Annotated in this window: 26 protein-coding genes; 14 read left to right on the top strand and 12 right to left on the bottom strand. The window is 73.7% G+C overall.

Translation table 11 applies throughout. The features are described from left to right. Positions 1-1356, top strand: coding sequence for a dihydrolipoamide acetyltransferase family protein (locus QQZ14_RS06055; RefSeq protein WP_284533327.1), 1356 nt, complete (start codon positions 1-3; stop codon positions 1354-1356). Continuing rightward, entirely contained in the window at positions 1353-1604 is a 252-nt protein-coding gene (locus QQZ14_RS06060; RefSeq protein WP_284533328.1) for an acyl carrier protein, read from the top strand. Before QQZ14_RS06055 ends, QQZ14_RS06060 begins: the two co-directional genes overlap by 4 nt. Here QQZ14_RS06060 and QQZ14_RS06065 read toward each other — a convergent pair. Beyond that, positions 1601-2671, bottom strand: a complete 1071-nt coding sequence (locus QQZ14_RS06065) for a hypothetical protein (RefSeq protein WP_284533329.1) — start codon at positions 2669-2671, stop codon at positions 1601-1603. The two genes, QQZ14_RS06060 and QQZ14_RS06065, sit on opposite strands and share 4 nt — an antisense overlap. 430 nt (positions 2672-3101) lie before the next feature. Here QQZ14_RS06065 and QQZ14_RS06070 point away from each other — a divergent pair, with 430 nt between their 5' ends. Next, positions 3102-4346, top strand: a complete 1245-nt coding sequence (locus tag QQZ14_RS06070; protein WP_284533330.1) for an HNH endonuclease signature motif containing protein — start codon at positions 3102-3104, stop codon at positions 4344-4346. 80 nt (positions 4347-4426) lie between these two features. Here QQZ14_RS06070 and QQZ14_RS06075 read toward each other — a convergent pair whose 3' ends face one another. Both QQZ14_RS06075 and QQZ14_RS06080 read right to left on the bottom strand, forming a co-directional pair. Then, the gene (locus tag QQZ14_RS06075) at positions 4427-4687 is read right to left on the bottom strand and encodes a class I SAM-dependent methyltransferase (protein ID WP_284533367.1); all 261 of its coding nucleotides are present in this window, start codon (positions 4685-4687) and stop codon (positions 4427-4429) included. A 15-nt stretch (positions 4688-4702) separates the two neighbouring features. After that, complete coding sequence (locus QQZ14_RS06080; protein WP_284533331.1) at positions 4703-6151, bottom strand: RNB domain-containing ribonuclease; 1449 nt, start codon at positions 6149-6151, stop codon at positions 4703-4705. A 24-nt stretch (positions 6152-6175) separates the two neighbouring features. Between QQZ14_RS06080 and yaaA the strand changes: the two genes are divergently transcribed. Next, positions 6176-6925 (top strand): peroxide stress protein YaaA, encoded by a 750-nt coding sequence (yaaA, locus tag QQZ14_RS06085; protein ID WP_284533368.1) that lies wholly within the window; start codon positions 6176-6178, stop codon positions 6923-6925. Here the strand turns inward: yaaA and QQZ14_RS06090 are convergent, their stop codons facing one another. Genes QQZ14_RS06090 through QQZ14_RS06100 form a run of 3 tightly spaced genes read right to left on the bottom strand, consistent with a single transcriptional unit; the run spans position 6926 to position 10015 of the window. Continuing rightward, the gene (locus QQZ14_RS06090; RefSeq protein WP_284533332.1) at positions 6926-8137 is read right to left on the bottom strand and encodes a bifunctional RNase H/acid phosphatase; all 1212 of its coding nucleotides are present in this window, start codon (positions 8135-8137) and stop codon (positions 6926-6928) included. It lies immediately after the preceding gene. Continuing rightward, on the bottom strand, positions 8134-8838 hold the full coding sequence (locus tag QQZ14_RS06095) for a zinc ribbon domain-containing protein (RefSeq protein WP_284533333.1): 705 nt from the start codon (positions 8836-8838) through the stop codon (positions 8134-8136). Before QQZ14_RS06095 ends, QQZ14_RS06090 begins: the two co-directional genes overlap by 4 nt. A gap of 49 nt (positions 8839-8887) precedes the next feature. Beyond that, positions 8888-10015 (bottom strand): Nif3-like dinuclear metal center hexameric protein, encoded by a 1128-nt coding sequence (locus QQZ14_RS06100; RefSeq protein WP_284533334.1) that lies wholly within the window; start codon positions 10013-10015, stop codon positions 8888-8890. 323 nt (positions 10016-10338) lie between these two features. Between QQZ14_RS06100 and QQZ14_RS06105 the strand changes: the two genes are divergently transcribed. The 4 genes from QQZ14_RS06105 (at position 10339) to QQZ14_RS06120 (ending at position 13550) form a co-directional block, all read left to right on the top strand. Beyond that, a complete protein-coding gene (locus QQZ14_RS06105; protein WP_284533335.1) occupies positions 10339-10644 on the top strand; it encodes an antibiotic biosynthesis monooxygenase family protein in 306 nt (101 codons plus the stop codon). A 136-nt stretch (positions 10645-10780) separates the two neighbouring features. After that, positions 10781-11068 carry a FeoA family protein gene (locus QQZ14_RS06110; RefSeq protein ID WP_284533336.1) on the top strand — a complete coding sequence of 96 codons (288 nt, stop codon included), beginning with the start codon at positions 10781-10783 and terminating at the stop codon, positions 11066-11068. 59 nt (positions 11069-11127) lie between these two features. Further along, positions 11128-13020 carry a ferrous iron transporter B gene (feoB, locus tag QQZ14_RS06115; RefSeq protein ID WP_284533369.1) on the top strand — a complete coding sequence of 631 codons (1893 nt, stop codon included), beginning with the start codon at positions 11128-11130 and terminating at the stop codon, positions 13018-13020. Beyond that, positions 13017-13550: a NifU family protein gene (locus QQZ14_RS06120; RefSeq protein WP_284533337.1), complete on the top strand. Its 534-nt coding sequence runs from the start codon at positions 13017-13019 to the stop codon at positions 13548-13550. Before feoB ends, QQZ14_RS06120 begins: the two co-directional genes overlap by 4 nt. Before the next feature lie 6 nt (positions 13551-13556). On the opposite strand, the gene QQZ14_RS06125 is transcribed toward QQZ14_RS06120, so the two are convergent. Further along, complete coding sequence (locus QQZ14_RS06125) at positions 13557-15107, bottom strand: AMP-binding protein (protein ID WP_284533338.1); 1551 nt, start codon at positions 15105-15107, stop codon at positions 13557-13559. Between the two features lie 134 nt (positions 15108-15241). Between QQZ14_RS06125 and QQZ14_RS06130 the strand changes: the two genes are divergently transcribed. The 3 genes from QQZ14_RS06130 to QQZ14_RS06140 are packed head-to-tail and all read left to right on the top strand — an operon-like array spanning position 15242 to position 17746. After that, a complete protein-coding gene (locus tag QQZ14_RS06130; protein WP_284533339.1) occupies positions 15242-15634 on the top strand; it encodes a hypothetical protein in 393 nt (130 codons plus the stop codon). A gap of 52 nt (positions 15635-15686) precedes the next feature. After that, positions 15687-17093: a sensor histidine kinase gene (locus tag QQZ14_RS06135; protein ID WP_284533340.1), complete on the top strand. Its 1407-nt coding sequence runs from the start codon at positions 15687-15689 to the stop codon at positions 17091-17093. Next, entirely contained in the window at positions 17078-17746 is a 669-nt protein-coding gene (locus tag QQZ14_RS06140; RefSeq protein ID WP_284533341.1) for a response regulator transcription factor, read from the top strand. Before QQZ14_RS06135 ends, QQZ14_RS06140 begins: the two co-directional genes overlap by 16 nt. An 84-nt stretch (positions 17747-17830) precedes the next feature. On the opposite strand, the gene QQZ14_RS06145 is transcribed toward QQZ14_RS06140, so the two are convergent. After that, positions 17831-18679 carry a serine/threonine-protein kinase gene (locus QQZ14_RS06145; protein ID WP_284533342.1) on the bottom strand — a complete coding sequence of 283 codons (849 nt, stop codon included), beginning with the start codon at positions 18677-18679 and terminating at the stop codon, positions 17831-17833. A gap of 4 nt (positions 18680-18683) precedes the next feature. Next, positions 18684-19064 (bottom strand): hypothetical protein, encoded by a 381-nt coding sequence (locus tag QQZ14_RS06150; protein ID WP_284533343.1) that lies wholly within the window; start codon positions 19062-19064, stop codon positions 18684-18686. Positions 19065-19275: 211 nt separating this feature from the next. Here QQZ14_RS06150 and QQZ14_RS06155 point away from each other — a divergent pair, with 211 nt between their 5' ends. From QQZ14_RS06155 to QQZ14_RS06165, 3 genes are all read left to right on the top strand, one after another. Continuing rightward, positions 19276-19992 (top strand): hypothetical protein, encoded by a 717-nt coding sequence (locus QQZ14_RS06155; RefSeq protein ID WP_284533344.1) that lies wholly within the window; start codon positions 19276-19278, stop codon positions 19990-19992. Positions 19993-20070: 78 nt separating this feature from the next. Then, entirely contained in the window at positions 20071-20631 is a 561-nt protein-coding gene (locus tag QQZ14_RS06160) for a copper chaperone PCu(A)C (protein ID WP_284533345.1), read from the top strand. After that, positions 20631-21779 carry a Dyp-type peroxidase gene (locus tag QQZ14_RS06165; protein ID WP_284533346.1) on the top strand — a complete coding sequence of 383 codons (1149 nt, stop codon included), beginning with the start codon at positions 20631-20633 and terminating at the stop codon, positions 21777-21779. Before QQZ14_RS06160 ends, QQZ14_RS06165 begins: the two co-directional genes overlap by 1 nt. 63 nt (positions 21780-21842) lie before the next feature. Here QQZ14_RS06165 and QQZ14_RS06170 read toward each other — a convergent pair whose 3' ends face one another. From QQZ14_RS06170 to QQZ14_RS06180, 3 genes are all read right to left on the bottom strand, one after another. After that, positions 21843-22184 (bottom strand): hypothetical protein, encoded by a 342-nt coding sequence (locus QQZ14_RS06170; RefSeq protein ID WP_284533347.1) that lies wholly within the window; start codon positions 22182-22184, stop codon positions 21843-21845. Between the two features lie 161 nt (positions 22185-22345). Further along, on the bottom strand, positions 22346-23272 hold the full coding sequence (locus tag QQZ14_RS06175; RefSeq protein ID WP_284533348.1) for a lysophospholipid acyltransferase family protein: 927 nt from the start codon (positions 23270-23272) through the stop codon (positions 22346-22348). Between the two features lie 7 nt (positions 23273-23279). Continuing rightward, the gene (locus QQZ14_RS06180; protein ID WP_284533349.1) at positions 23280-24860 is read right to left on the bottom strand and encodes a lactate racemase domain-containing protein; all 1581 of its coding nucleotides are present in this window, start codon (positions 24858-24860) and stop codon (positions 23280-23282) included. Positions 24861-24963: the final 103 nt, after the last annotated feature.

Below are 24963 nucleotides of genomic sequence, written 5' to 3' on the forward strand. Positions count from 1 at the left end.
ATGGCCGAGTTCACGATGCCGTCGCTCGGCGCCGACATGGACGAGGGCACGTTGCTGGAGTGGCTGGTGCACCCCGGCGACCAGGTGCGCAAGGGGGACATCCTCGCGGTGGTCGACACCTCCAAGTCCGCCGTCGAGGTCGAGTCGTTCGCCGCCGGCGTCGTCGACGCCCTGCTCGTCGAGCCCGGCACGACCGTACCGGTCGGCACCGTGCTGGCCACGCTCTCCGAGGCGGGCGGCGCGCCCGCTCCGGTGCCACCGGCGCCACCGGCCGCGCCGGCCAAGCGAGCCAAGCGCGCCAAGCGAGCGCCCCAGCCGCCGAGGCAGCAGCCGCAGCAGGCCGAGCGGGTCCACTCCCCACTGGTCCGCCGCGACGCGCAGGCGCTGGGGGTCGACCTGGCCCAGGTGCCCGGCAGCGGGAAGGGCGGGGAGATCACCCGCGAGGACGTGCGCCACGCAGCGGCCGCGGCCGCCCCGGCACCGGCACCGGCAGCACCGGCACCGGCCGCTCCGGCCGGCGAGCGGGCGCGGGTCACGCCGTACGCACGGCGGCTGGCCGCGGAGCTGGGCGTCGAGCTCGGCGCCGTGCGGGCCGCCGACGGCGCCACCGTCCGGGCCGAGGACGTCCGGGCGGCGACCCGGGGCGCGCCCGCCCTACCGGCCCCGGCACCGCCGCCCGCCGCCGCGCCCGGCGTGGACCCGATGCGGGCCACGATCGCGGCCGCGATGAGCCGCTCCAAGCGCGAGGTGCCGCACTACTACCTGGCCAACACCGTGGACCTGTCGCGCGCCTTGGCCTGGATGCACGAGCGCAACCGCGACCTGCCGATGGACCGGCGGCTGGTCCCGGCCGCGCTGGTGCTCAAGGCGACCGCGCTCGCCGTGGCCGCCCACCCCGCCCTCAACGGGTTCTGGGTCGACGGCGCGTTCCGGCCCGGGTCCGGCGTGCACCTCGGCGTGGCGATCTCGCTGCGGGGCGGCGGGCTCGTGGCCCCCGCGCTCCTGGACGCCGACCGGCTGTCGCTCGAGGAGCTGATGGCCGGGCTCAAGGACCTCGTCGTCCGCGCTCGTGGGCGGCGGCTGCGCGGCCGGGAGCTCACCGAGCCCACGATCACCGTCACCAACCTCGGCGACCAGGGCGTCGAGGCCGTGTACGGCGTCATCCACGTCCCCCAGGTCGCGCTGCTCGGCGTCGGCAAGGTCGTCGAGCGGCCGTGGGCCTCCGGCGGGATGGTCGGCGCCCGCCCGGTCACCACCATGACGCTCTCGGCGGACCACCGGGTCACCGACGGGTTCACCGGCGCTCGGTTCCTCGACCTCATCGACCGACACCTACAGCAACCGGAGGAGCTATGACCCCCCAGGACGCGCGCCGGGCCGTGGCCGCGGCGCTGACCGCGATCGTCCCCGACGCCGACATCGACGGCCTCCCCGACGACGCCTCCCTGCGTGACGAGCTCGAGCTCGACTCCCTCGACTTCCTCTCGTTCGTCGAGCAGCTCAGCACCCGGGCCCAGGTCCGCATCGACGAGACCGACTACCCCGAGCTCGCGACGCTCGGCTCCTCGGTGGCGTTCGTCGTCAGCCGCTCGAGCGGCGCCTAGGCAGCACCATTTCCGCGGCCGATCCGCGCCCGTGCCCAGGAACGACCGAGGTCGCTGCTGACCAGAAGCCGCTCCTCCGACCAGCGACGTCCCGGCGCGTCCAACGCGTAGAGCCGGTGCCCGACCGCCGCCACGGTGATCGGCCGCAGTGAGCGCACGACGACCGCGTCGTGACCCGGTGGGACTCGGAGGAGCGGGCCGCTGCCCGTCGAGACGAACACGGTCCCGTCGTCGGTCACGGCGACGCCGAGGGTCTCGTCCAGGTGCTCCGGGACGTCCACGGCGCGCCAGGTGCGGCCCGCGTCGTCCGAGACGACCAGGCCCGCGACGGGTGTCGAGTCGACACCGTTCGCGGTCGGGCCACCGAGTGCCACTGCGAGGTGGTCACCGCTGTCGCCGACCGCGGCGACCGAGACGCCGGTCTGCCACCTCCCCCGGCTCCACCGGCCGTGGTCGAACCGGGCCCAGCGCGCCGCACCAGCATCTCCACCGGCCACGAGCAGGGCACCGTCCGGGGTCACGAGGGCGCCGGTCCACCGGCGCATCGGAGGTGGCGGTACGACGTGGAGCGCGTCGTCCTCCGGTCGGTAGACGAGCAGGCGGTTGCCGACGGTCACGGCCACGTCGCCGGCCCGCGGCGCGACCTCTGGTCCCGAGACACCCAGCGGGTGGGTGGTCGCGTCCTGCCCGACCCGGGCGATCCCGTCCTCGCCGTGGTCGCTCACGTCGACGAGCCACCCGTGCGGCAGGTCCGCGACGACCCTCGTGGTCACGCCGGCCGGCGACCGGCTGAGCACCTCGCGGCCGTCGCGGGCGTGCACGGCCAGGGCCTCGGGACTCCGCACCGCCCACCCGCGCGCCCAGATGCCGAGGACGGCCCTGTCGCCATCGACCGACCAGCTCGAGACGTGCGCGCCACGGGCCTCGATCACCGCCTCGGCTGCTGCACCAGCGGGCTCCGGTGGCGTCGCCGTGGACGCGCTCTCGCCGGCGACGGGCGTCCGGTCCTCGTCGTCCGCTGCTTCCGAGCACCCGGCGACCACACCCACCAGGACCAGCGTGGCCATCCACGATCCGATTCGCATGCCCCTGTGACGACCCAGCACGGCAATCTGTTGTCACGCCCTGCTGCCGGTCGGCGTCCGCGCCCGGCTCCCCGACCGCTGCCTCCCCCGGGTGGTTGAGGAGGTTGCGCAGCAACCGTCTCGAAAACACCACGGTGGTTGAGGTGCGAGCGCAGCGAGCCTCGAACCCACCGACGCCACGGTGGTTGAGGTGCGAGCGCAGCGAGCCTCGAAACCACCCCCCACGGGCCCGACGACGTCGACCTTCAGGTCCGCCGCGGTCGCGGTCCGTGGCAGCAAAGCGGACCCGAGCCGCTCCAGTCGGCGTCCGCAGCCGACTTCCCGGCCGCCACCTCAGAAGTCGTCCCAAACGAGGTATTGACACTCGAACACGTGTTCGATAGACTGACGCCACAAACTCTCGGGAGTGGCGATGACCGCACAGACCAACCCACGACACCAGGTCTCACGCGCCGTCACCCAGCTCGAAGCCACCCTCGACGACATTGCCGACGCCGCGCTGTGGTCGATGGACACCGCCGAGACCGCCGACACCCTGGTCCGGCTCACCCGGGTCGCGTCCCGGGTGGCCGAACTCGAAGCCCGGGTCGCATCGCATGCCGGGACCGTCGGGGTGGCCGAGCAGGACGGTGCCACCTCGGTCGCGAACTGGTGGGGCCATACCACCCGGATGACCCGCGGTGAGTCCCACCGCAAGACCCGCCTCGCCGCCGGCCTCGAGCACCACCAGCCGGTCCAGGCCGCGCTCGCCGCCGGGGACGTGTTGCCCGACCAGGCCCTCGCGATCATCAAGGCCGTCGAGGACCTCCCCGACCACGTCCACCCCGACCTCGCCCGCCAAGCCGAGGAGCACCTGGTCGGCCAAGCCGCCCACTTCGACGCCAAAGCCCTGGCCGACCTCGGCAAAGGCCTCCTGCACGTCATCGACCCCGAAGCCGCCGACGCCCACCACGCCAAGCTCCTCGAAGCCGAGGAACGAGCCGCATCCCTGGCCACCCGACTCACCCTGCGCGAAGACCAGGACGGCACCCTGCGCGGCACCTTCACCCTCCCCACCCGGGTCGGGCAGATGTTCCGCAAACAGCTCCTCGCCATCGCCGCCCCCAAACACCGCGCCACCGTCGACGGACACCTCGGCGAACGCAAACCCACCCCCGAGCGGATGGGGCAGGCGCTGGTCGAGTGGATCGAGCGCTACCCGGCCAACCGGCTCCCCCACGCCGGCGGCGTCAACGCCACCGTCGTGGTCACCATCCCGATCGACACCCTCACCGGAGGGCTCAAACCCGGCACCCTGGACACCGGTGCGGTCATCTCCCCCGGTGAAGCCCGACGCCTCGCCTGCGAAGCCGGGATCATCCCCCTCGTCCTCAGCGGCACCTCCGAGATCCTCGACCTCGGCCGCACCCGCCGCTTCCACACCAAAGCCCAGAGGATCGCCATCGCCCACCGCGACCGCGGCTGCACCGCCCACGGCTGCGACGCCCCACCCGGGCACTGCCATGTCCACCACGACCCGTCCTGGGCGTCGGGCGGACCCACCGACATCACCCACGCCCGCCTCTACTGCCCCCACCACCACACCCGAGCCCACGACCCCACCTACATCACGACCATCCTCCCCAACGGGAAAGTGGCCTTCACCAGACGCACCTAAGCCAAACCGTCCTGGGGCGTGCCGCCGTGCCGTATCGGCCGTCAGCGACGTGCGATGACGTGGATCTGGGCGCCGAGCCTTTATCTGCACCGAGCGCAGACCAGGTCGAAGGTGCGGTCGCCGACGACGGCGTCGATGTCCTCGAGCCTTCCCTGGAGCGCCTCCACAGTGCAGCCGGCGAACCGCGCCTGCTCGATCATCTGCGCCAAGAGACGTGCTGACGGGTTGACCCCGGTGACCCGGCAGCCACGGCGGGCGAGTTCGATCGCCTGGGTGCCCTGACCGCAGGAGAAGAAATCCCTCCCGGATGGCTGGTGGAAGCGACACTCCGATGCCCCCAGCGGAGGACGCGACCATCACTCCAGCGTGAACTCGACCGTCCGGGCGGCGAGGTCGGCGGTGGTGAGCCGGACCCGCACGTCGGTGCCGAGCGGCAGCGGCTCCGCGCCGACCAGTCGCGCCTCGACGTCCGGGTCGTGGATGACGACCACCCCGCGCCGCGGGTCCTTCTCGTCCACGTCGACCACGACGCCGTCGAAGACCTCGCCGACCCGGGAGCGCAGCACGCCGGCCTCGACGAGGTCGACCACCTGCCGCTCGTAGGAACGGGCTCGCGCCCCGGAGGCCTGCAGGGTCTTCGGCAGGTCCGGGAGCGCGGCGAGCACCCACGCCGGCACCTCGGTGCCGGCGCACAGCGCCAGGCAGACCTCGCCGGCGTACCGGTCGCCGAGGCGGCGCAGCGGCGCGGTCACGTGCGCGTACTCCGAGGCCAGCGCGGAGTGCTGGGGGTCGGCGGGCATCTCGCCGTCGAACGCGACGTACCCGCTGCCGCGCAGCAGTCGGGTGGAGGCGTTGACCATCGCGGCGTGGCTGGGGATCGACGGGTCCAGCGAGCGGATGAAGTCGGGGTAGAGCTGCTCGGCGGGCCAGTCGATGCGCAGCGCGCGGGCGGTGCGGTGCAGCCGCTGCACGTCCCGCGGGTCCGGCGGCGGGAGCGTGCGCAGCAGCCCGACCCGGGCGTAGACCATCAGCGAGGCGGCCGCGAAGCCGGTGAGCAGCGAGATCTGGGCGTTCCACTGCTCCACGGGGAGCTGCTTGCGGAACTCCAGCCGCCACTCCTCCCCCTCGACGTCGACCTCCTGCTCGGGCAGCGGCAGCGAGACCCCGCCGCGGTCGGCCTCGCGGGCCAGGCGGAGCTCGCCGACCTCCTTCAGCAGCGTCAGCACCGGGGCGCCGGTGCCGGCGTCGATCGCGCGCTGCGCCTCGTCGTAGGAGAGCTGGGCGACCGAGCGGACCCGCGCCCGCTCGACGCGTACGTCGGTGCGTCCGCCCTCGCCGTCGACCCGGATCGTCCACAGCAGGGCGGGGCGGACCTGGCCCGGCAGCAGCGACGCCGCGTCCTCGCTGATGCTGCGCGGGTGCAGCGGGATCTTGGAGTCCGCGCCGTAGAGCGTCTCGCCGCGGCGGTTCGCCTCGACGTCGACCGGGTCTCCGGCGGTCACGAACGCCGCGACGTCGGCGATCGCGTACTGCACGACGTAGCCGTCACCGTCCCGCTCGATGTGCAGCGCCTGGTCGAGGTCGAGCGCCCCGGCGGGGTCGATGGTGACGAACGGCAGGCCGGTGCGGTCCAGGTCCGGCAGCCGGGGTGCCGCAGCGGACGCGGCCGCCGCCTCCTCGACCTCGGGTGGGAACTCGGCGGTGACCTCGAGGTCGGCCTGGATCTGCGCGATGCCGTCCCGCAGCGCGGCAGCAGCCACCCCGTCGCGGACGGAGCGGACCCGGACGACACGGCTGCTCGGCATACCGGCACCATAACCACCGTGTTGATGCTGCTGCCGCCCAGCGAGGGCAAGTCCACCGCGCGGCGGGGTCGTGCCCTGGACCCCGACGGCCTGTCCTTCCCGGCGCTGAGCGGGGCGCGCGAGCGGGTGCTGGGTGCGCTCGAGGAGCTGTGCGGCGGCGACCCGGCGGCGGCCGCGAAGACGCTGGGACTGGGCGCCACGCAGCACGACCTGGTCGAGCTCAACGCCCGGCTGCGGACCGCGCCGACCCAGCGGGCCGACCAGACCTACACCGGCGTGCTGTACGACGCCCTGGACGTCGCCACGCTGTCCGCGGCCGCCAGGCGGCGGGCCGCGACCCGGGTCGCGGTCACCTCGAGCCTGTTCGGGTTGGTGCGCACCGCGGACCGGATCCCGGCGTACCGGCTCTCCGGCGACACGACGCTGCCCGGCCTCGGCCCGGTCGCGGCCGTGTGGCGCGAGCGGCTCGGGCCCGTGCTGACCGACGCGGTCGGAGGCGGGCTGCTCGTGGACCTGCGCAGCGGCACGTACGTCGCGTTCTGGCGGCCGGCGGGCGTGCGCACCGCCAGCGTGCGGGTGCTGCACGAGGCGAACGGCCGGCGCCAGGTGGTCAGCCACTTCAACAAGGCGACCAAGGGCCGGATCGTGCGCGCGCTGCTCGAGGCCGGCGCCGACCCGCGCACCCCGGCGCGACTGGCCGAGGCGCTGCGCGACCTCGGCTGGGTGGTCGAGGAGGACGGCAACCGCCTCGACGTCGTCGTCAGCGAGCTCTGACTACCACTTCGTGACGTCGGCGGCGAACACGTCGTTGCCCGGCGGCAGCGCGTTGTACATCCGCAGCGACGGCCGGTCGTCGTAGTACGAGATCACCGTCACCGACGCCGGGGTGAGCTCCATCCGGAACACCGCCTCGAGGGAGGCGTCGACGGCGTTCGCGACCAGGGTCTTGATCGGGGTCACGTGGCTGACGACCACGACGGTCTTGCCGGTGTGCGCCTCCAGCAGCCGCGCCAGGCCCGCGAGCACCCGCTCCTGGACGACCCGGAACGACTCGCCCCCGCCGGGCGCGACGTCGAGCGACCCCAGCCATGCCTTCAGATCCTCGGGGTACCGCTCCCCCACCTCGGCGAAGGTCAGCCCGTCCCAGGCGCCGAACTCCATCTCGGCGAAGCCCGGCTCGACCTCGACCTCCCTGCCGAGGACGTCGGCGAGGATCTCGGCCGACTCGCGTGTGCGCCGCACCGGCGAGGCCACGACCGCGTCGACCCGGTCGGCGATCGGCGAGAGCCAGTCGGCGACCGCCCGGATCTGCGCCTTGCCCTCGTCGCTCAGCCCGGGGTTGGCGCTGGCCAGCCCGCCGGAGAACCGCTTCGCGGTCGTGTGCGGGGTGACTCCGTGCCGGACCAGCACCACGGTCGTCGGCTCGCCACCGCCACCCCAGCCGCGTGCCTGGCTCTGGATGGAGGCCGGCTGCTCCCCCTCCGGCGCCCGGGGGGACTCGACCTCCTCGATCAGCGAGTCCGGCTCCTGCAGCTCCGCGGCGACCGTGACGCCGCTGCGCTTGCCGTCGAGCGCCTCGTTGACCAGCCGGTCGGCGTGCGTGTTCTGCCCCCGCGGCACCCAGGTGTACGTCGTGCCGGACGGCGCCAGCCGGGTCGCCTCGGCCGCCAGCGGCCGCATGTCGGGGTGCTTGATCTTCCAGCGGCCCGACATCTGCTCGACCACGAGCTTGGAGTCCATCCGGACCTCGATCTCGGCGTCCGGGGCGTACTGCTCGGCCAGCCGCAGCCCGGCGATCAGCGCGGAGTACTCCGCCACGTTGTTGGACGCCACCCCGATCGCGGTGCCGTCCTCGGCGATCACCGCGCCGGTGTCGGCGTCGCGCAGGACCGCGCCGTACGCCGCCGGGCCGGGGTTGCCGCGCGAACCGCCGTCGGCCTCGATGACGACCCTGGTGATGGAGGGCCTGGTGACGGGCTCGGTCACAGACCTGACTCGGCGGTGCGCACCAGGATCCGCTGGCACTCCTCGCAGCGGATCACGTCGTCGGCCGGGGCGGCCCTGATGACCGCGATCTCGGCGTTGTCGATGCCGAGCTGGCAGCCGGTGCAGCGCCGCTGGCGCAGCTCCGCAGCGCCGATGCCGCCCTTCTGCTCCCGCAGCCGGCCGTAGAGCGCCAGCAGGTCGGCCGGGAGACCCTCGACCGCGGGCGCCCGCTCGGCCTCCAGCGAGGTGAGCTCGGCGTCGATCACGGCCAGCCGCTCGTCGCGGGCGGCGGCGAGCTCGGCCAGCCGGTGGTCGGCCTCGGTGACCCGGGCGACCAGCTCGTCGAGGTCGCGCTGGGCGTCCTCGAGCCGGGCCATCACCTCGAGCTCCTCGTCCTCGAGCGAGGAGATGCGGCGCTCGAGCGACTCGAGCTCGTGCCCCATCCGCTCGAGGTCCTTGGGGTTGGTGACCAGGCCCTGGTCCATCCGGTCGCGGTCGCGCCGGCGGCGGGTCTTGACCGCCTCGACGTCCGCGTCGACCTTCTCCTGCTCGACGGTCAGGTCATCGACGGTGATCCGGGCGTCGCGGGCGCGGTTGTCGAGATCGGTGCGGCTGGCCTGGAGCGTCGCGATCTCCGCGAGCTCGGGCAGGCTCGCCCGCTGGTGGCGCAGCAGGTCGGCTCGGGCGTCGAGCGCCTGCACGTCGAGGAGCTTGAGCTGGGCGGACGGGTCGGCTTTCAGGGGGTGCTCCTCAGATGCGGAACTGCCAGGGGTCGGTCCGGATGGTGCTCACCCGGGTCTCCACCGTATCGCCCGGACGGCCCAGCGCACGCCGCAGCCGTGCCTCGACGACCGGGAGCCAGGTCCACTCCGCCGCCCAGTGCGCCACGTCGACCAGCGCGGGCCCGTCGCGCTCGACGAACTCGCTCGCCGGGTGGTGCCGCAGGTCGCTGGTGACGTACACGTCGGCGTCGGTGCGGGCGACCGTGTCGAGCAGGAAGTCGCCGGCCCCGCCGCACAGCGCCACCCGGCGCACCGGGCGCGCCGGGTCGCCCGCGACGCGCACCCCCTGGGCGGTCGCCGGCAGCGCGGCCCCCACGCCGGCGGCGAACTCCTCCAGCGTGGTCGTGGGCACCGACCCGATCCGCCCGGTGCCGGTCGTCGCGAGCCCCGGGTCGCCGAGCTCGACGACGTCGTACGCCGGCTCCTCGTACGGGTGGGCCGCGAGCATCGCGCGCACCACCGAGGCGCGCCGGTGCCGGGCCAGCACCACCTCGACGCGGACCTCGCTGACCACCTCCACCTCGTCGACGGTGCCGATCGTGGGGTGCGCGCCCTCGAGCGGCCGGAACCGGCCCTCGCCGGGGGTCGAGAACGAGGCGTGGTCGTAGTCGCCGATCCGGCCGGCGCCGGCGACGGCGAGCGCCGCACGCAGCCGGTCGGCGTCGCCGGCCGGCACGAAGACGGTGAGCTTGTCCAGCGGGTCCGCGGGGGCCGGCAGGATCGGCTCGAGGTCGGTGAGGCCGAGCGCGAGCGCCATCGCCTCGGAGACGCCGCCCTCCGCCTGGTCGGCGTTGGTGTGGGCGGCGAGCAGCGCGCAGCCCGCGCCGGCGAGCGCGGCCAGGGTGCGTCCCTTGGGGGTGGTCGCCGGGAACCCGTGGACGGCCTTGAGGAACAGCGGGTGGTGGGTGACCAGCAGGTCCGCTCCCCACGCGGCCGCCTCCTGCGCCACCGGCAACACCGGGTCGACCGCGAACAGCACCTTGCGCACCGGCGCCGCGGGGTCGCCGTACACGAGACCGACGGCGTCCCACGAGTCGGCGGTGGCGGGCGGGTACCACCCGTGCAGCAGGTCGACGACGTCCGCGAGCGTGGGCATGGCTCGAGGCTATCGGGGGGGATCTGCCCGCGGCGGGAGCGGCAGTGGACGACGGTGCGAGTGAAGGAGCGGTTGTGGTGGCGGCGCTGTGCGTCGCCCGGCACCGGCAACCGGATCATGGCCGAGGCGGGGGCCCAGGCTCAATGAGCTTTGGGGTAGTCCCTGACGATCGGGCCCCTGTTCGGCCCGATCTGGGGCCCGATCGTCAGGGAGTACCCCCTCGGCCGGCCAGCCCTGTCCGACGCCCACGGCAGCGCGGGGGCCGGGCTGGCGCCGTACCGGCCATGGGTTCTACGTCCCAGGATGGGATCTAGGCTCGCAGCATGCCCGTCGTGAAGATCAACGCCATCTCCGTCCCGCCGCAGGCCCGCGAGGAGCTTGAGAAGCGCTTCGCCAACCGCGCCCACACCGTCGACGGCACGCCCGGCTTCCTGGGCTTCCAGCTGCTGCGGCCGGTGCGTGGCGAGGACCGCTACTTCGTGGTCACCCAGTGGGAGGACGAGGCGTCCTTCGAGGCCTGGCGCGACGGCGACGCGGTCGAGGCGCACGCCGGCGAGCGCCGCAGCCCGGTGTCCACCGGCGCCGATCTCCTGGAGTTCGAGGTCGTGCTGGACGTGCCGCGGGCCTGATCCGACGTTGACCCGCCCGAAAGTTTCGGGCGGGTCGACGTCATCTCGCGGCCGGAGGTGGCGGGACCAAGGTCCCTGGGCACTCCCCGACTACGGCGAGTAAGTTGAGCCTTACCTTCGTCATGAGGAGTCGGGTTTGTCTGGTACGACGCGGTCGCTGGTGGAGCTGCCGGCCGGAGCGAGTGCGACGGTCGTGGGGCTCTCCGACGACGCCGAGCCGCACGTCGCCCGCCGGCTGGTCGACCTCGGCCTGGTGCCGGGCACCGAGGTCACCGTCGTACGCCGGGCGCCGCTGCGCGACCCGACGCTCTACCGGTTCGCCGACACCGCGATGTGCCTGCGCGCCGCACAGGCCCGCCTGGTGACGGTGCGGCTGAGCGTGGCCGCCGCCGTCGCCCCGCGCGCGGGCGTGACCGTGGCATGAGCGCCCACTGCGACCCGGGCGGCGCCCAGGCCGGCTCGACGGCCACCGCCGAACGCCCGATGGTCGCGCTGGTCGGCGCCCCCAACGCCGGGAAGTCGACGATCTTCAACGCCCTCACCGGCCTGCGGGTCAAGACCGGCAACTACCCCGGTGTCACCGTCGGCCGCTCGCAGGGCAGCTGCACCCTCCCCGACGGGACCGCCGTGGACGTCGAGGACCTGCCCGGCACCTACAGCCTCGAGCCGATCAGCATCGACGAGCGGATCGTCGTCGACCTGCTCCACGGCCGCCTCGACGGCGTCGGCGAGCCGGGCGCGGTGGTCGTGGTCGCCGACGCCACCACGCTGCGTACGTCGCTCCGGCTCCTCGCCGGCGTGCTCGCCCTGGGCCGGCCGACCGCCCTGGTGCTGTCGATGCACGACGAGCTGGTCGCCCGCGGCGGCCGGCTCGACCTCGACCGGCTCGCGCGGGCGGTCGGCATCCCCGTGGTCATCGCCGACGGACGCAAGCGCTCCGGCGCCGCGGAGCTGCGCGACCTGCTGCCCGGCTGGGCGACCTGGACCGCACCGGTCGTGGCACCCCCCACCGACCCCGAGGGCTGCACCTCCTGGATCGGCTCCGTGCTGACGACCGCGGGCTACAGCAGTGCCCAGGAGAGCGCGCTGACCGCCCGGATCGACCGGGTGCTGCTGCACCCGGTGGCCGGCGTCGCGGTGTTCTTCGCGGTGATGTTCGGGTTCTTCCAGACGATCTTCGCGCTGGCCGCGCCCGCCCAGGACGCCATCGGCACCGGCATCGAGCGCCTCGCGACGGCCGTCACCGGCACGTTCGGCGACTCCGCACCGGTCCGCCTCGTCTCCGACGGCCTGCTCGGCGGCGTCGGCGGCGTCTTGGTCTTCGTGCCGCAGATCGCGCTGCTGTTCGTGCTCATCGCCGCCCTCGAGCAGGTGGGCTACCTCTCCCGCGCCGCGTTCCTGATGGACCGGGTGATGGCGCTGGCCGGCCTGGAGGGGCGGGCGTTCGTCGCGCTGCTCTCCTCCTTCGCCTGCGCGATCCCCGGCATCATGGCGACCCGCACGATGCCGTCGGCGCGCGAGCGGCTGGCCACGATGCTCTCGGTGCCGCTCGTGACGTGCTCGGCGCGGCTGCCGGTCTACACGCTGCTGATCTCGATGCTGATCCCGGCCGACGCCCGCTGGGCCGGGATGAGCGCCCGCGGCGCGACGATGTTCGGGCTCTACCTGCTGGGTGCGGTGTCGATGATGCTCGCCGCCCGCGTCGCCACCCTGGTCGGCGGGGCGCGGCACACGCTGATGCCGTTCACGATGGAGATGCCGCCCTACCGCCTGCCGGCGCTGCGCTCGGTGGTGGTCGCCGTCTGGCTGCCGGTCAAGGGGTTCCTGCACAAGATGGGCACCGTGATCGTGGCCTCCACGATCGTGCTGTGGGCGCTGCTCAACCTGCCGGTGCAGTCCGCGGCCGAGCTGCGCTCGCACGGCGTGGACCCCGGCGACGGCTCGGCGGTCGCGGCGTACACGATGGAGCACAGCGTGGCCGCCGGCATCGGCCGCGCGGCGTCCCCGGTCTTCGACCCGCTGGGCTTCGACTGGCGCACGAACGTCGCGGTGATCTCCTCGCTCGCCGCCCGGGAGACGTTCGTCGCGACGATGGGGCAGATCACCGCCGCGAGCGACCCGTCGGATCCCTCCCAGGCACTGGAGGACACGACGTTCGACCGCGGCCCCCACGCGGGCGAGCCGGTGTTCACCTCCGCCACGCTCGCCGCGCTGCTGGTGTTCTTCGTCTACGCCCTGCAGTGCATGGCCACGATCGCGACCCTGCGGCGCGAGACCGGTGGCTGGCGGTGGCCGCTGACGGTCTTCGGCGCCTACTTCGCGCTCGCTTGGGCGATGGCGTTCCTGGCCCACACCGCGGTCGGAGCGTTCGCATGACGACGCTCGCGCCGGTGGCCCTGCACCCCGAGGCCGGAGCCGTGCCGGAGGAGGTGCGCTGGATCGTGGCCGGCACTCCGCTCCCCGCCCCGGGCACGGTCGTCGAGGCGCCCGGCGACCTCGGTGCGCTGATCGCCGACGGCACCCTGGTCGAGGTCCGGGTGCTGCCCGGGTGCGTGGTCACCCGCGCTGCGTCGGCCGCCGACTGGCGGCAGTGCGGCGCCCGGGTGCGCGCGGCGGTCGCAGCCGCGGTCGCCGAGCCGGAGCGCTGGCGGATGGAGGCGACCGGGTCCGCGGACGACGAGGCGCTGGCCGACGCCGTACGCCGCCTGGTCGCGGGCGACGTCGGCGACTACGTGCGCTCCCACGGCGGCGCCATCGACCTGGCCGGCGTGCGCCACGGCGTCGTCACCGTGTGCCTGCGCGGCGCCTGCCACGGCTGCCCGGCCTCCGAGTTCACCCTGCGCATGCGCGTCGAGCGCCGGCTCCGCGAGGAGTGCCCGGCGCTCGTCTCGCTCGTCGCCCAGTAGTCCGGGTCAGTTGACCTGACGGTCGCGGCCCTCCCAGTACGGCGCGCGCAGCTTGAACTTCTGCAGCTTGCCGGTGGCCGTGCGGGCGAGCTGGTCGCGGAACTCCACCGAGGTCGGCGCCTTGTAGCCCGCGGCCTTCTCCTTGCACCAGGCGATCAGCTCCTCCTCGGTCGCCGTCTGCCCCGCCGCCAGCACGACCAGCGCCTTGATCGTCTCGCCCCACTTGTCGCTCGGCACGCCGATCACCGCGACCTCGGCCACCGCCGGGTGGGAGAACAGCACGTCCTCGACCTCGATCGAGGAGACGTTCTCGCCGCCGGTGATGATCACGTCCTTCTTGCGGTCGCTGATCGTCAGGTAGCCGTCGTCACCGAGGACGCCGCCGTCGCCGGTGTGGAACCAGCCGCCCGCGAGTGCCCGCTCGGTCTCCTCCGGCTGCTCCCAGTAGCCCTCCAGCACCACGTTGGAGCGGGCCAGCACCTCCCCGGTCGACTCCTCGTGCTCAGAGATCGCAAGGCGTACGCCGAGCGCGGGCGCGCCGGCCCGGGTGAGCCGGACGGCCCGCTCCTCGGCGGGCAGGTCGTCCCACTCCTCACGGGTCCGGTTGAAGGTCAGCAGCGGGGAGGTCTCGGTCAGGCCGTAGATCTGGATGAACTCCCAGCCGAGCTCCTCCTGCACGCGGATCACGGTCTTCGTCGGTGGCGGCGCACCGGCCATGATGATGCGCACCTTGTCGCGCCCGGGGATCTCGCCCTCCCAGTCCTGGGCGGCGTCGAGGACGGCCGCGGCGACCGCCGGGGCGGCGCACATCACGGTGACCCCGTGGTCGCGGACCCGGCGCAGGATCTCGGCGCCGTCGATCTTGCGGATCACGACCTGCTTGATCCCCAGGCCGGTTGCCACGAACGGCCAGCCCCAGCCGTTGGCGTGGAACATCGGCAGCGTGTGCAGGTAGACGTCGCGGTCGGAGGCCTGTGCGTGCATCGCGAACGTCACCGCGTTGACCCAGATGTTGCGGTGCGTGATCTGCACGCCCTTGGGCCGCGCGGTCGTGCCGGAGGTGTAGTTGATGCACGCCGTGGCGTTCTCGTCGGGCTCCCACGCCCGCGGCTCCACGCCCGGTGCGGCGTACAGGTCGTCGTCCTTGCCGAGCACGAACTTGAACTCCGCCGGCACGTCCTCGAGCGTCTCCTCCAGCTCGGGGTCGACCAGCAGCACCCGGGCCCCGGAGTGCTTGACGATGTAGTGCACCTCGTCGGGACGGAGTCGGAAGTTCACCGGCACCAGCACCCGGCCGAACCCGCTCACTCCGAAGAACGCCGTCAGCAGCCGGGCGCTGTTGTGGCTGACGATCGCGACCCGGTCACCGACCGCGAGCCCGAGCTCGTCGAGCTTGGCGGCCTGACGCCGCGCGAGCTCCCCCATCTGGGCGTACGTCAGCCCACCGCCACCCAGTGGCGGCGCCGGCTGGTCCGGCTCGTCCACCACACCGACGCGCTCGCCGTACACCTGCACGGCCCGGTCGAGGAAGTCGGAAACGCTGAACGGAACGATCATCGGTGCCCTCCTGGTGGTGTGCCGACCACTCTAGTGACGGTCGTGTTGGCCGGAGGTTGCCTCCGATCGTCGGGATGAGAGTCCTCTCATCCGGCTCTCATCGCGGCCCCACGATGGAGGAGGATGGTGGGGCCGTGAACAAGCTCTGGAAGGTCCTCCTCGCGCTCGCGCTGCTCGTCCCGATGGGGGCGTACGTCGCGGGCTCGCTCATGGCCTCGGCCGCCGACGACCCCTCGCCGCGGCCACCGATCGTCATCGAGGACCGCGACCCGAGCGGCTCCCCCAGCGGGACGCCCACCGGCTCCCCGAGCAGCGACCCCACGCCGTCCGGCACGGTCGGCCGGGTCGAGCTCGACCCGGACGACATCGACGACCCCGACGACGACTGGGGCCGCGACGACGACCACGGTGGCAACTACGGCGAGGACCACCGGGACGGTCGCGGTGAGGACCACGGCGAGCGGCACGGCGAGGACCGCTCCGGGTCGGGGGGCGGCGATGGCGGCCGCGGTGGCCACGGCGGCTGACACGGCGACCTCCCGATGGCGCGCTCGGCCGGCTTACCGGCCGGGCGCCTCGGTGCGCGTCCGCATCTCGGCCGCGGTCGCCCTCCTGGTCACCCTGGCGTTGGCCGGTGCGGGCGCGATCGTGTATGCGGTCGAGTCCCAACGGCTCGAGGAGCAGGTGGTAGCGGAGATCGACCAGGAGCTCGCCGAGCTCGCGAAGCTCCAGGAGAACGGCCTCAACCCCGACACCGGCCGTCCCTTCGACAGCGTCGGCGTCATGCTCGACACGTTCCTCGCCCGCAACGTGCCCGACGACAACGAGATCCTGGTCAGCTGGTATGACGGCCGCCCGGTCAAGGCGTCACCGCAGGAGGCCTTCGCCGGGACGACCCTCTTCCGGGACACCGCCGAGCCCCTGATCACCGAGGGCGGGTCGACGCGCATCGACGTCCCTGGGTACGGCGAGGCGCTCGTGACCGTCCAGCCGGTGCGCAGCTCCACCGAGGACGGCGCCCTGGTGATCGTGACCTACCTCGAGGAGAGCCGGGGCGAGCTGCGCGACACCATGCGCACCTACGCGATCGTGGCCCTGCTGTCGCTGCTGCTGGTGACCGCCGCGGCCGCCTGGCTCTCGGGCCGGCTGCTCGCGCCGCTGCGGGTGCTGCGCGAGACCGCCGACGACATCTCCGAGAGCGACCTCGCCCGCCGGCTGCCGGTCACCGGCAACGACGACATCACCGCGCTGACCCGCACGTTCAACGGCATGCTCGACCGCCTCGAGGCGGCGTTCGTGGGGCAACGCGAGTTCCTCGACGACGCCGGCCACGAGCTGCGCACTCCCCTCACCGTGCTGCGCGGCCACCTCGAGCTGCTCGACACCGGCAGCCCCGAGGAGGTCGCCGAGACCCGGGCGCTGCTCCTCGAGGAGACCGACCGGATGGCGCGCCTCGTGGGCGACCTCATCCTGCTCGCGAAGAGTGACCGGCCCGACTTCCTCCGCCTCCGGCCGGTCGACCTGGCCGCGCTCACGGCGGACGTGCTCGCCAAGGCCCGCGGGCTCGGCGACCGCGACTGGGTGCTCGACGAGACCGCCGAGGTGCAGGTCCGCGGCGACGAGCAGCGGCTCACCCAGGCGCTGCTCCAGCTCACCGACAACGCCGTCAAGCACACCCGCCCCGGGGACACGATCGCGGTGGGCTCGTCGTACGACGGCGACCAGGCCCGGCTCTGGGTCCGGGACACCGGACCGGGGGTGCCGCCGGACCAGCGCGAGCACATCTTCGAACGATTCGGGCGGGCCGCCGTGTCTCCCGGCGACGAGGGCTTCGGCCTGGGCCTGTCGATCGTGTCCGCCATCGCGCGGTCGCACGGCGGCAGCGTCGCGGTCGAGGACGCCCCACCCCAGGGCGCACGCTTCGTCATCATCCTGCCCGTCCCGGCGACGGCTCCACCGGAGGAGGACCCGTGGCCCGCATCCTGATCGTGGAGGACGAGCGGAGGATCTCGTCGTTCATCGCGAAGGGCCTGCGCGCCGAGGGCCACGTGACGACCTGCGTCGCCGACGGTCGGGAGGGGCTCGACCTCGCGCTGAGCGGCGACGTCGATCTCGTGGTGCTCGACATCGGGCTGCCGGGGATCGACGGCTTCGAGGTGCTCGAACGGCTCCGCGCCCAAGGATCCGCCGTCCCGGTCATCGTGCTCACCGCCCGCGACTCGGTCGGCGACACCGTGTCCGCCCTCGAGGGCGGCGCCGACGACTACATGCCCAAGCCGTTCCGGTTCGCCGAGCTGCTGGCGCGGGTCCGGCTGCGGCTGCGCCAGTGCCCGGACCCGTCGGCGCAACGCGACGAGGTGCTCCGGGCCGGCGGGGTGTCGCTCGACCTGCGCACCCGCCGCGCCATGGTCGGCGGCCGGCAGGTCGACCTCTCGGCACGCGAGTTCCGGCTCGCCGAGATGTTCATGACCAACGCCGGGCAGGTGCTCTCCCGCGAGCAGCTGCTCGACCACGTCTGGGGCATGGACTTCGACCCCGGGTCCAACGTCGTCGACGTGTACGTCGGTTACCTGCGCAAGAAGCTCGGCTCCGACACCATCGCGACAGTCCGGGGCATGGGCTACCGCTTCAACCGTTGACCCGCCCGAAACTTTCGGGCGGGTCAACGTGGATTGTCGACATTGAGCGTTGACCCGTCGTGAAGTTTCGGGCGGGTCAACGTGTCAGCGGGTCTCGAACCCACCCAGCCGGACGGCGGGCTGGCGGTCCAGGACCGGCTCGAGGGCCTCGGCGACCTCGTGCGGCAGGGGCCGGTCGGCCGGCCGGCGCTCGAGGCCGGCGTACAGGATCTTCACCACCTCCGCGGGGGTGCGTTCGGGGAGCTCGAACGGCTCCTCGTCGAGCTGGGGGAAGCCCGGGCCGTCGAAGGCCCGGTAGCCCGCGACCGCCTCGAAGACTGTCGCGCAGACCCCCCAGACGTCACTGGCGGGACCGGGCCCGCCGTACCGATCCGGGTCGGCCTGCTCGGGCGACATGTAGGCGTCGGTGCCGATCAGCCGGGTGCGGGCGGCGTCGGCGAGCGGGCGGGCGACCGAGAGGTCGATCAGCCGGGCGGGCGCACCCATGATCACGTTGCTCGGCTTCACGTCGAGGTGCGCCCAGCCGAGCCGGCGCAGGTAGTGCAGCGCGCTCGCGAGCTCGATGGCGAGCGGGAGGTACTGCTGCTCCTGCAGCGGGCCGTAGCGGCGGACCAGGGTCGAGAGCCGCGGTCCGTCGATGTGCTCGAGTACGACGTGGGGTCGCCCGGACGTCAGGTCGTGGCGCAGCCCGCGCACGACGACGGGGTGGTTGACGGTCGCGAGCGCCTGCACCTCCCGGACCAGCCCGCGCAACGCGTGCTCGTCGGCCACCTGGTCGGGGCGGACCACCTTGACCACCACGGGGGCGTAGGTGACCTCGTCGAACGCCAGGTAGGCCTCGTAGGCGGACCCGCCGCCGAGCCGACGGACAGCCGTCAGCTCGGCGGTGATCGGGTCGCCCTCGGCGAAGCACCAGGAGGCCGGGGACGCCACCACGTCAGCCCCGGGTGTTGTGGCGGGTGCCGTCGTTGGTGTGGTTGCGGGAGTGGTCGACGTTGCCGCTGCCGGGGCCGTCGCCGGTCAGGTCACGGACGCTGCCGCCCCGGCTGTGGTCCGTGACGGCGCCCCGGGTGCGGGTGCGCGTCTGCGTGCCGTTGCCGAGGCCGGTGTCGTCGTCGTCATCGTCCTCCACCGTGGTCACCACGGCCTGCGCGTCGTCGTCGCGCTTGAGCGCCTTGCTGTGGTGGTGACCACGGTCGTCACCCGCCGGGTCGTCGAAGCCCTGGTCGGCCAGCGCCAGCGGTGCCTGCCAGGCGATCAGCCCGGTGGTCACCAGGCCCGCCAGCCCGAGAGTGCCCGTGGTCATCAGCTTGTTCATCGTCGTCTCCTTGTCGTCGGAAGGTGCAGCGGATCTGCCACGACCAGGAGCCTCCGTGGCCGAGGTGAGGTGGCCATGAGCCGTCGATGAGAGACCTCTCACACGGACCGTCCCGCGGACCCACGTATCCTGTGCGCGCCCGCCACCGAGCCCCCGGAGTCCCGCGATCCCGTCCCGTCCCGCGACCGCAGCCCCCGCACCGCCGTTCCTGGTGTGGGCGCGCGCTGCCCTGCTCGGTGCCGCGATGCTCGGCACCGGGACGGTCTCGCACGTCTCGGCGGGCGGCCTGCTCCCCCACCCGGTCGCGCTGCTCGTGCTCGCCACGGGCTTCGTGGCGCTCGCGGGCCGGTTCCTCCTCGGCCCCGCCTCGACCCGCCGGATCGTGACGCTCGTGGTCGTCGGCCAGGGCGCCGCGCACACCGCACTGTCCGCGCTGGCGGGCCACCGCGGCGACGGCGGTACGGCGGCGCCCGACGCCCACCACGGGCCGCACCAGGTCCTGTCGGCGACGCTGCCGTTGGACGGCGACGGCCGCCGGGTCGGGTCGCTCCTCGACGCCTACTCCTCCGCACCCGTCACGGCCGGCCACGACGGCCCCGGCGTACCGCTCGGGGCGCTGAGCCACCTGGTCCACCACCTGGCCGAGCAGGGCCCGCTGATGCTCGCCGCGCACCTCGCCGCCGCCGTCGTCCTCGGCCTGGTCCTGGCCGTGGGCGAGCGGGCGCTGTGGGCCCTGGTGCACCTGGCGGCAGCCCGGGTGGTGGTGCTCGCCGCCGCCGGCCGCAGCGCCGCCGCGGCCCTCGCGGTCCTCCGCGGTGCCGCCGCCGCACCCCGCCCGCGCCCGCGGGCCACCGGTTTCGTCCCGCTCCCCCGTCTCGACCGGCCCGCGCTCTCGCGCCGCGGCCCACCCGCCCTCCTCGCCGTCTGACACCCACCCCACGGACCCGCCCGACCGGGCCGGTCCGGCGCGCGCCCGCGCGCCCACCCCAGACCGAGGAGAACCCCCATGACGAACACTGCTGCGCGCCGACCCTGGCGCACCCTGATGCCGGGACTGGCGCTCGTGGTGGCGCTGGCCACGCTCGCCGGCTGCGGCGACGACGCCGACGCCACCAGCCCGAGCGGCGACCCGAGCAGCGCCTCCGGCGCCGTGACCGTCGAGGACCCGTGGGTCCGCGCGACCACCGGGACCGACGACCCGACGATGACCGGGGCCTTCCTGGTCGTCGACAACAACACCGACGAGGACGTCACGCTCGAGAGCGCCTCGTCGCCGGTGGCCGGGATGGCCCAGCTGCACGAGATGGTCGCGGTCGACGGCGAGATGGTGATGCAGGAGGCCCCCGGCGGCATCGTCGTGCGCGCCGGCGGCGGCCAGCTGCTGCAGCCCGGCGGCTACCACGTGATGCTGATGAAGCTGAAGCGCGAGCTCGCCCCCGGCGACGAGGTCGAGCTGACCCTCGGCTTCTCCGACGGGACCGCGGTGGAGGTGACCGCGCCCGTGAAGGAGTTCACCGAGGAGGCCGGCCACTACCACTCACCGGGCACCGCGGAGCACGGCCACTGATGGCCGAGCCCGAGACGCCCGCGCCCGCGAGGCGGGGCATCGGCCGGCGGGGGTTCCTCGGGTACGCCGGGTCGGCGGTCGCTGGTGCGGCCGCCGGCGCGGCCGGCGGCGCCGCCTGGGGCGGGACCGCCGAGGACCCGGCGCCCGCCCGCGTCGGCCTCGGGGCCGAGGTGACGCCGTACGGCGCCCACCAGGCCGGCGTGACCGCGCCGACCCCCACCGTGGTCGAGGTGGTCGCCCTCGACCTGCTGGAGACCGTCGACCGGGACGCCCTCGGCCGGCTGTTCCGGGTGTGGACCGGTGACATCGAGGCCCTGGCCACCGGACGCCCGACGCCCGGCGACACCGAGCCCTGGCTCGCGGCCGCCCGCGCCGACGTCACGGTCACCGTGGGCCTCGGGCCCGGCGCCCTGGCCGCCGCGCGGGTCGACCCGCCGGTGGGCTTCGAGCAGGTCCCGCCGATGCGGCACGACCGGTTGGAGGACCGGTGGTCCGGGGGCGACCTGGTGCTGGTCGTGGGTGCTCGCGACGGGACGACCGTCGCCCACGCGGTGCGGCAACTGGTCCGTGACGCGGCGCCGTTCGCCCGGCAGCGGTGGCGCCAGGCCGGGTTCTGGAACGGCGTGGACGCGGACGGACGACGGGTCACCGGGCGCAACCTGTTCGGCCAGGTCGACGGCACCGCCAACCCGGTGCCGGGCACGGACGCGTTCGACCAGGCCGTCTGGGTGGTCGGCCCGCCGTGGGCGGGCGGCACCACCCTGGTCGTACGCCGGATCGCGATGGACCTCGACACCTGGGCGACGCTCACCCGCGACAAGCAGGAGCAGGCCGTCGGACGTCGGCTCGACGACGGCGAGCGGCTGGCCGAGCCCCGTCCGGACGCGCACGCCAGGCTCGCGCTCCCGATGGAGAACGCCGGGGCCCGGATCTTCCGCAAGGGCGTGAGCTACGCGAACGCCGAGGACAGCGGGCTGGTGTTCATGAGCTACCAGGCCTCGGTGGCCGGCCAGTTCGTGCCGATCCAGCGGTCCCTGGACCGCGCGGACGCGCTCAACACGTGGACGACGGCGATCGGCTCGGCGGTGTTCGCGGTGCTGCCCGGCTTCGAGCGAGGTGACTGGCTGGGCTCGGGGATCCTGGGCTGAAGGGGCCGAGCAGTGGCGCCGACCCGCCCGCCCCTGCGGGCGGGTCGGCGTTGCGTCGACAGGTCACCAACCACCGTGACCGTGGCGGTGCATGCGGTCACGGTCACGGTCGAGGTCGCCGTCGTGGAGCCGGTCCCGATCCCGGTCACCGTCGTGGATGCGGTCGCGATCGCGGTCACCGTCACGGGTGCCGTCGCAGTCACCGTCGTGGATACGGTCACGGTCGCGATCGCCCCCGCCCGCGCCGCCGTAGCCCTGGCCGCCGTAGCCCTGGCCGACGCTGCTGGTGGCTGCGCCGCCGGTGTCGCCGCCGCCGGCCGCCGTGGCCGGCGCCTGCCAGCCGAGCGCCGCCGCGGCGGCCAGGCCGAGTGCTGCCAGCGATCCGTTCCTCACTGCCTTGTTCATCGTGTCGCCCCCTTGGGCTGTCGTGACCGGCCGGGCCGGACCCAGCGGGCGTGGCCGGCCGGTCGTTGCTTCAGGAGCGACACTGCCGGCGGCGGGTAAGAGGAGGGTGAGCCCTCCATGAGACTGCTCTCACGCGACCCGACGCCGGGCGACGGCCGCGGTCAGGAGCGCCACGCGTGCAGCCGCCGGGCGGGCGCGTCGGCGCGCGGCGACTCGGTCTGCTCCCACACCCGGCGCCACTGCGCGACCTTCGGCCCGGTCGCGTCCGGCGTCGACCCGGCCGCGGCCCGGCGCCGGGCCTCCCACCAGGTGGTGCCGTCCTCGTCGAGCAGCACGGCCACCGCGTCCTTGACCCGCCCGGCGAAGTCGCGGACGTTCTCGTCCGGGCCGGCCACCAGCGGCTCCCCGAAGCGGATCGTCAGCTGCCGCCGGCCCGGCGCGGGCCAGCCCTGGCCCCGCGGCATCGCCGCGAACGTGCCGCGGTGGGCGACCGGCACGATCGGCACGCCGTACTCCTTGGCGAGGAACGCCGCCCCCATCCGGAAGCGGCCCACCCAGCCGTCGGTCGAGCGGGTGCCCTCGGGGTAGATCACCAGGCTCCAGCCGTCGGCCAGCACCTCGCCGGGAGTGGCCGCCATCGCGCCGCCGCGGCGGTCGATCGGGAAGGTGTTGAACAGCAGGGAGGAGCCGACCGCCCGCCACCAGGTGTCGAAGAAGTAGTCGGCCGCGGCGGCCACCGCCGTACGCCGGCGCCACGCGTCGGGCAGTGACAGCAGGATCAGCGGGGTGTCGAGGTGGGAGGCGTGGTTGGCCACGAAGATCACCGGGCCCGAGGTTCTCTCGAGCACGTCGAGGCCCTCGACGCGGGTGCGCACCTGGGAGCGGAACAGCGGCTCGAGGCCGGCCTTCTGGGCGACCTCGCGGGCCGCCATCGCCGGGCGGCGGCGCGACCAGTCGGTGCGGAACACCGTGGACCGGGCGGGCGGCACCCACTGCTCGGCCGAGCGCGGCACCTGGGCACGCCGTCCCCACCGCCAGCCGCGGGCGACCAGGCGGACGTCGTCCGCGGTCTCCTTGAGGAAGCTCATCGCGAGGTCACCTCACGTCCGCCAGCAGGTGGGGCGGGTTGTGCAGGTAGGTGATCGACGGGCTGGTGCCGACGGTGCCGGACGCCATCTCGAGCGCGTCGGCGAGGGTGCTCGCGGCCCGGAACCCCAGCCGCGATGCGACCCGGCGGTCGGCGCCGACCCAGATGACCTCGTCGACGTGGTCCATCGCGTGCGCCGCCCAGTACCACATGTAGAACGGGTGGACGCCGTGGTAGGCGTGCGAGGTGCGGTACAGGTGGATGTACCACGGGTCCTCGGCGAACTGCTGCTCGTACTTCGCCCCCACCACGGCGGGGTCGGTCGACTCGGCGAGCACCTCCTCGTAGAAGTCGACGTACGACGGGTGGTGCAGCTGGTTGAACCCCTCATTGAGCGGGTGGTACAGGATCACCGCGCCGCCCTTCCGGACGACCGGCTGCCCCCGGTAGGAGTTGAAGTAGTAGCCGAGCCCCATGCAGGTGGCCAGGATCGGGTTCATCGAGGACCCGACGTTGTAGGGGCCCAGGTAGGGCACGCCCATCACCAGCACGTCCGACTGCCCCTGCACCTCGACCAGGTGCTGCTGGTGCACCTTCTCCAGGGTGCGCTCGTGCACGGCCTCGACCTCGCCGGCGTTGACGCCCGTGAGCCCGTAGGCGCCACGCAGGTCGTGGAACATCTTGTGCCGCAGCTTCGCCGGTGCCACCGCCAGGCCGCGGCGCATCGCGAGCATCGACGCCTGGTCCTTGACCGACCACTCCCACTCGCGCTTCATCAGGAAGTCGTACGGCTTGGGGAACACGTTGTTGTCGAGTGTGGTCTCGATCTGGAAGACCTTGACGTGCTCCTTGATGAGCCGGCCCATCCGCCAGGCGGAGTGGTGCATCTCGGAGTGCTTGTGGTCCATGAACGAGCGCGACTGGACCATGGTCTTGGCGTTGTGGTGGTGGCGCAGGGACGTGTACGACGCCAGGCCGATGCCCACCGACTTGTGGCCGCCGTCCATCGCGACCAGGTTGACGTTGACGTACACCAGCAGGTCGGACTCCGCGGCCCGCTTGCTGATCTCGACGTCCTCACCCTTGTCGGTGGTGCCGAGGTGGGCGAGGTTGTCGCGGTCCTCGGCATCGAAGTTGTAGAGCTGGCCCTGCGGGTAGAACGAGCGGAAGACCCGCTCCCCCACGATGTGCTTCAGCTCGGCCGCGGTCATCCGGCGGTGTAGCGCGTTCGCCGCGATCAGCTGCACGTCGTCGACGCCGGCCTCGGCCGCCATCGTCAGCACCTGCTCGATGATCCGGCCCCGGATGTCGGGCGCCCGCATCGTCGGCAGTGGCAGCGAGAGGTCGTCGAACGCGATCGTCAGCCGCATCCCGGGCCGCAGCAGCTCGGGCAGCGGCTCGCAGTCGTGCGGGTGCAGCAGCGCGTCACGGATCGCCTCCTCGACGTCCGGGACGGTCGGGATCGACTCCGGCGGGTAGACCACGCGGGTGCCGAGCGGGAAGCTCTCGAGCCGGAAGCCCAGCCCCTCGTGCACGATCAGGGGCGGGGTACGGTCGTCGACCTCGAGGACGAATCCTGGACGGCTCATCGTGTGATCGCTCCTGACATGTAGCTGGGTCTCGACGCGCCGCCGCGCCCTCGTGCCTCGGCCGCGCCGCTTGCTCGACCTCCCCGGGCCCACGCACGCCGTT

The organism is Nocardioides sp. T2.26MG-1, assembly GCF_950101795.1.
Taxonomy (GTDB): domain Bacteria; phylum Actinomycetota; class Actinomycetes; order Propionibacteriales; family Nocardioidaceae; genus Nocardioides.

What these genes read in the sequence shown, in the direction of transcription:
- QQZ14_RS06055 (WP_284533327.1), top strand. Translation starts at nt 1, where the DNA reads ATGGCCGAGTTCACGATGCCGTCGCTCGGCGCCGACATGGACGAGGGC.
- QQZ14_RS06060 (WP_284533328.1), top strand. Translation starts at nt 1,353, where the DNA reads ATGACCCCCCAGGACGCGCGCCGGGCCGTGGCCGCGGCGCTGACCGCG.
- QQZ14_RS06065 (WP_284533329.1), bottom strand. Translation starts at nt 2,671, where the DNA reads ATGGCCACGCTGGTCCTGGTGGGTGTGGTCGCCGGGTGCTCGGAAGCA.
- QQZ14_RS06070 (WP_284533330.1), top strand. Translation starts at nt 3,102, where the DNA reads ATGACCGCACAGACCAACCCACGACACCAGGTCTCACGCGCCGTCACC.
- QQZ14_RS06080 (WP_284533331.1), bottom strand. Translation starts at nt 6,151, where the DNA reads ATGCCGAGCAGCCGTGTCGTCCGGGTCCGCTCCGTCCGCGACGGGGTG.
- yaaA (WP_284533368.1), top strand. Translation starts at nt 6,176, where the DNA reads ATGCTGCTGCCGCCCAGCGAGGGCAAGTCCACCGCGCGGCGGGGTCGT.
- QQZ14_RS06100 (WP_284533334.1), bottom strand. Translation starts at nt 10,015, where the DNA reads ATGCCCACGCTCGCGGACGTCGTCGACCTGCTGCACGGGTGGTACCCG.
- QQZ14_RS06105 (WP_284533335.1), top strand. Translation starts at nt 10,339, where the DNA reads ATGCCCGTCGTGAAGATCAACGCCATCTCCGTCCCGCCGCAGGCCCGC.
- feoB (WP_284533369.1), top strand. Translation starts at nt 11,128, where the DNA reads ATGGTCGCGCTGGTCGGCGCCCCCAACGCCGGGAAGTCGACGATCTTC.
- QQZ14_RS06120 (WP_284533337.1), top strand. Translation starts at nt 13,017, where the DNA reads ATGACGACGCTCGCGCCGGTGGCCCTGCACCCCGAGGCCGGAGCCGTG.
- QQZ14_RS06125 (WP_284533338.1), bottom strand. Translation starts at nt 15,107, where the DNA reads ATGATCGTTCCGTTCAGCGTTTCCGACTTCCTCGACCGGGCCGTGCAG.
- QQZ14_RS06150 (WP_284533343.1), bottom strand. Translation starts at nt 19,064, where the DNA reads ATGAACAAGCTGATGACCACGGGCACTCTCGGGCTGGCGGGCCTGGTG.
- QQZ14_RS06160 (WP_284533345.1), top strand. Translation starts at nt 20,071, where the DNA reads ATGACGAACACTGCTGCGCGCCGACCCTGGCGCACCCTGATGCCGGGA.
- QQZ14_RS06165 (WP_284533346.1), top strand. Translation starts at nt 20,631, where the DNA reads ATGGCCGAGCCCGAGACGCCCGCGCCCGCGAGGCGGGGCATCGGCCGG.
- QQZ14_RS06170 (WP_284533347.1), bottom strand. Translation starts at nt 22,184, where the DNA reads ATGAACAAGGCAGTGAGGAACGGATCGCTGGCAGCACTCGGCCTGGCC.
- QQZ14_RS06175 (WP_284533348.1), bottom strand. Translation starts at nt 23,272, where the DNA reads ATGAGCTTCCTCAAGGAGACCGCGGACGACGTCCGCCTGGTCGCCCGC.
- QQZ14_RS06180 (WP_284533349.1), bottom strand. Translation starts at nt 24,860, where the DNA reads ATGAGCCGTCCAGGATTCGTCCTCGAGGTCGACGACCGTACCCCGCCC.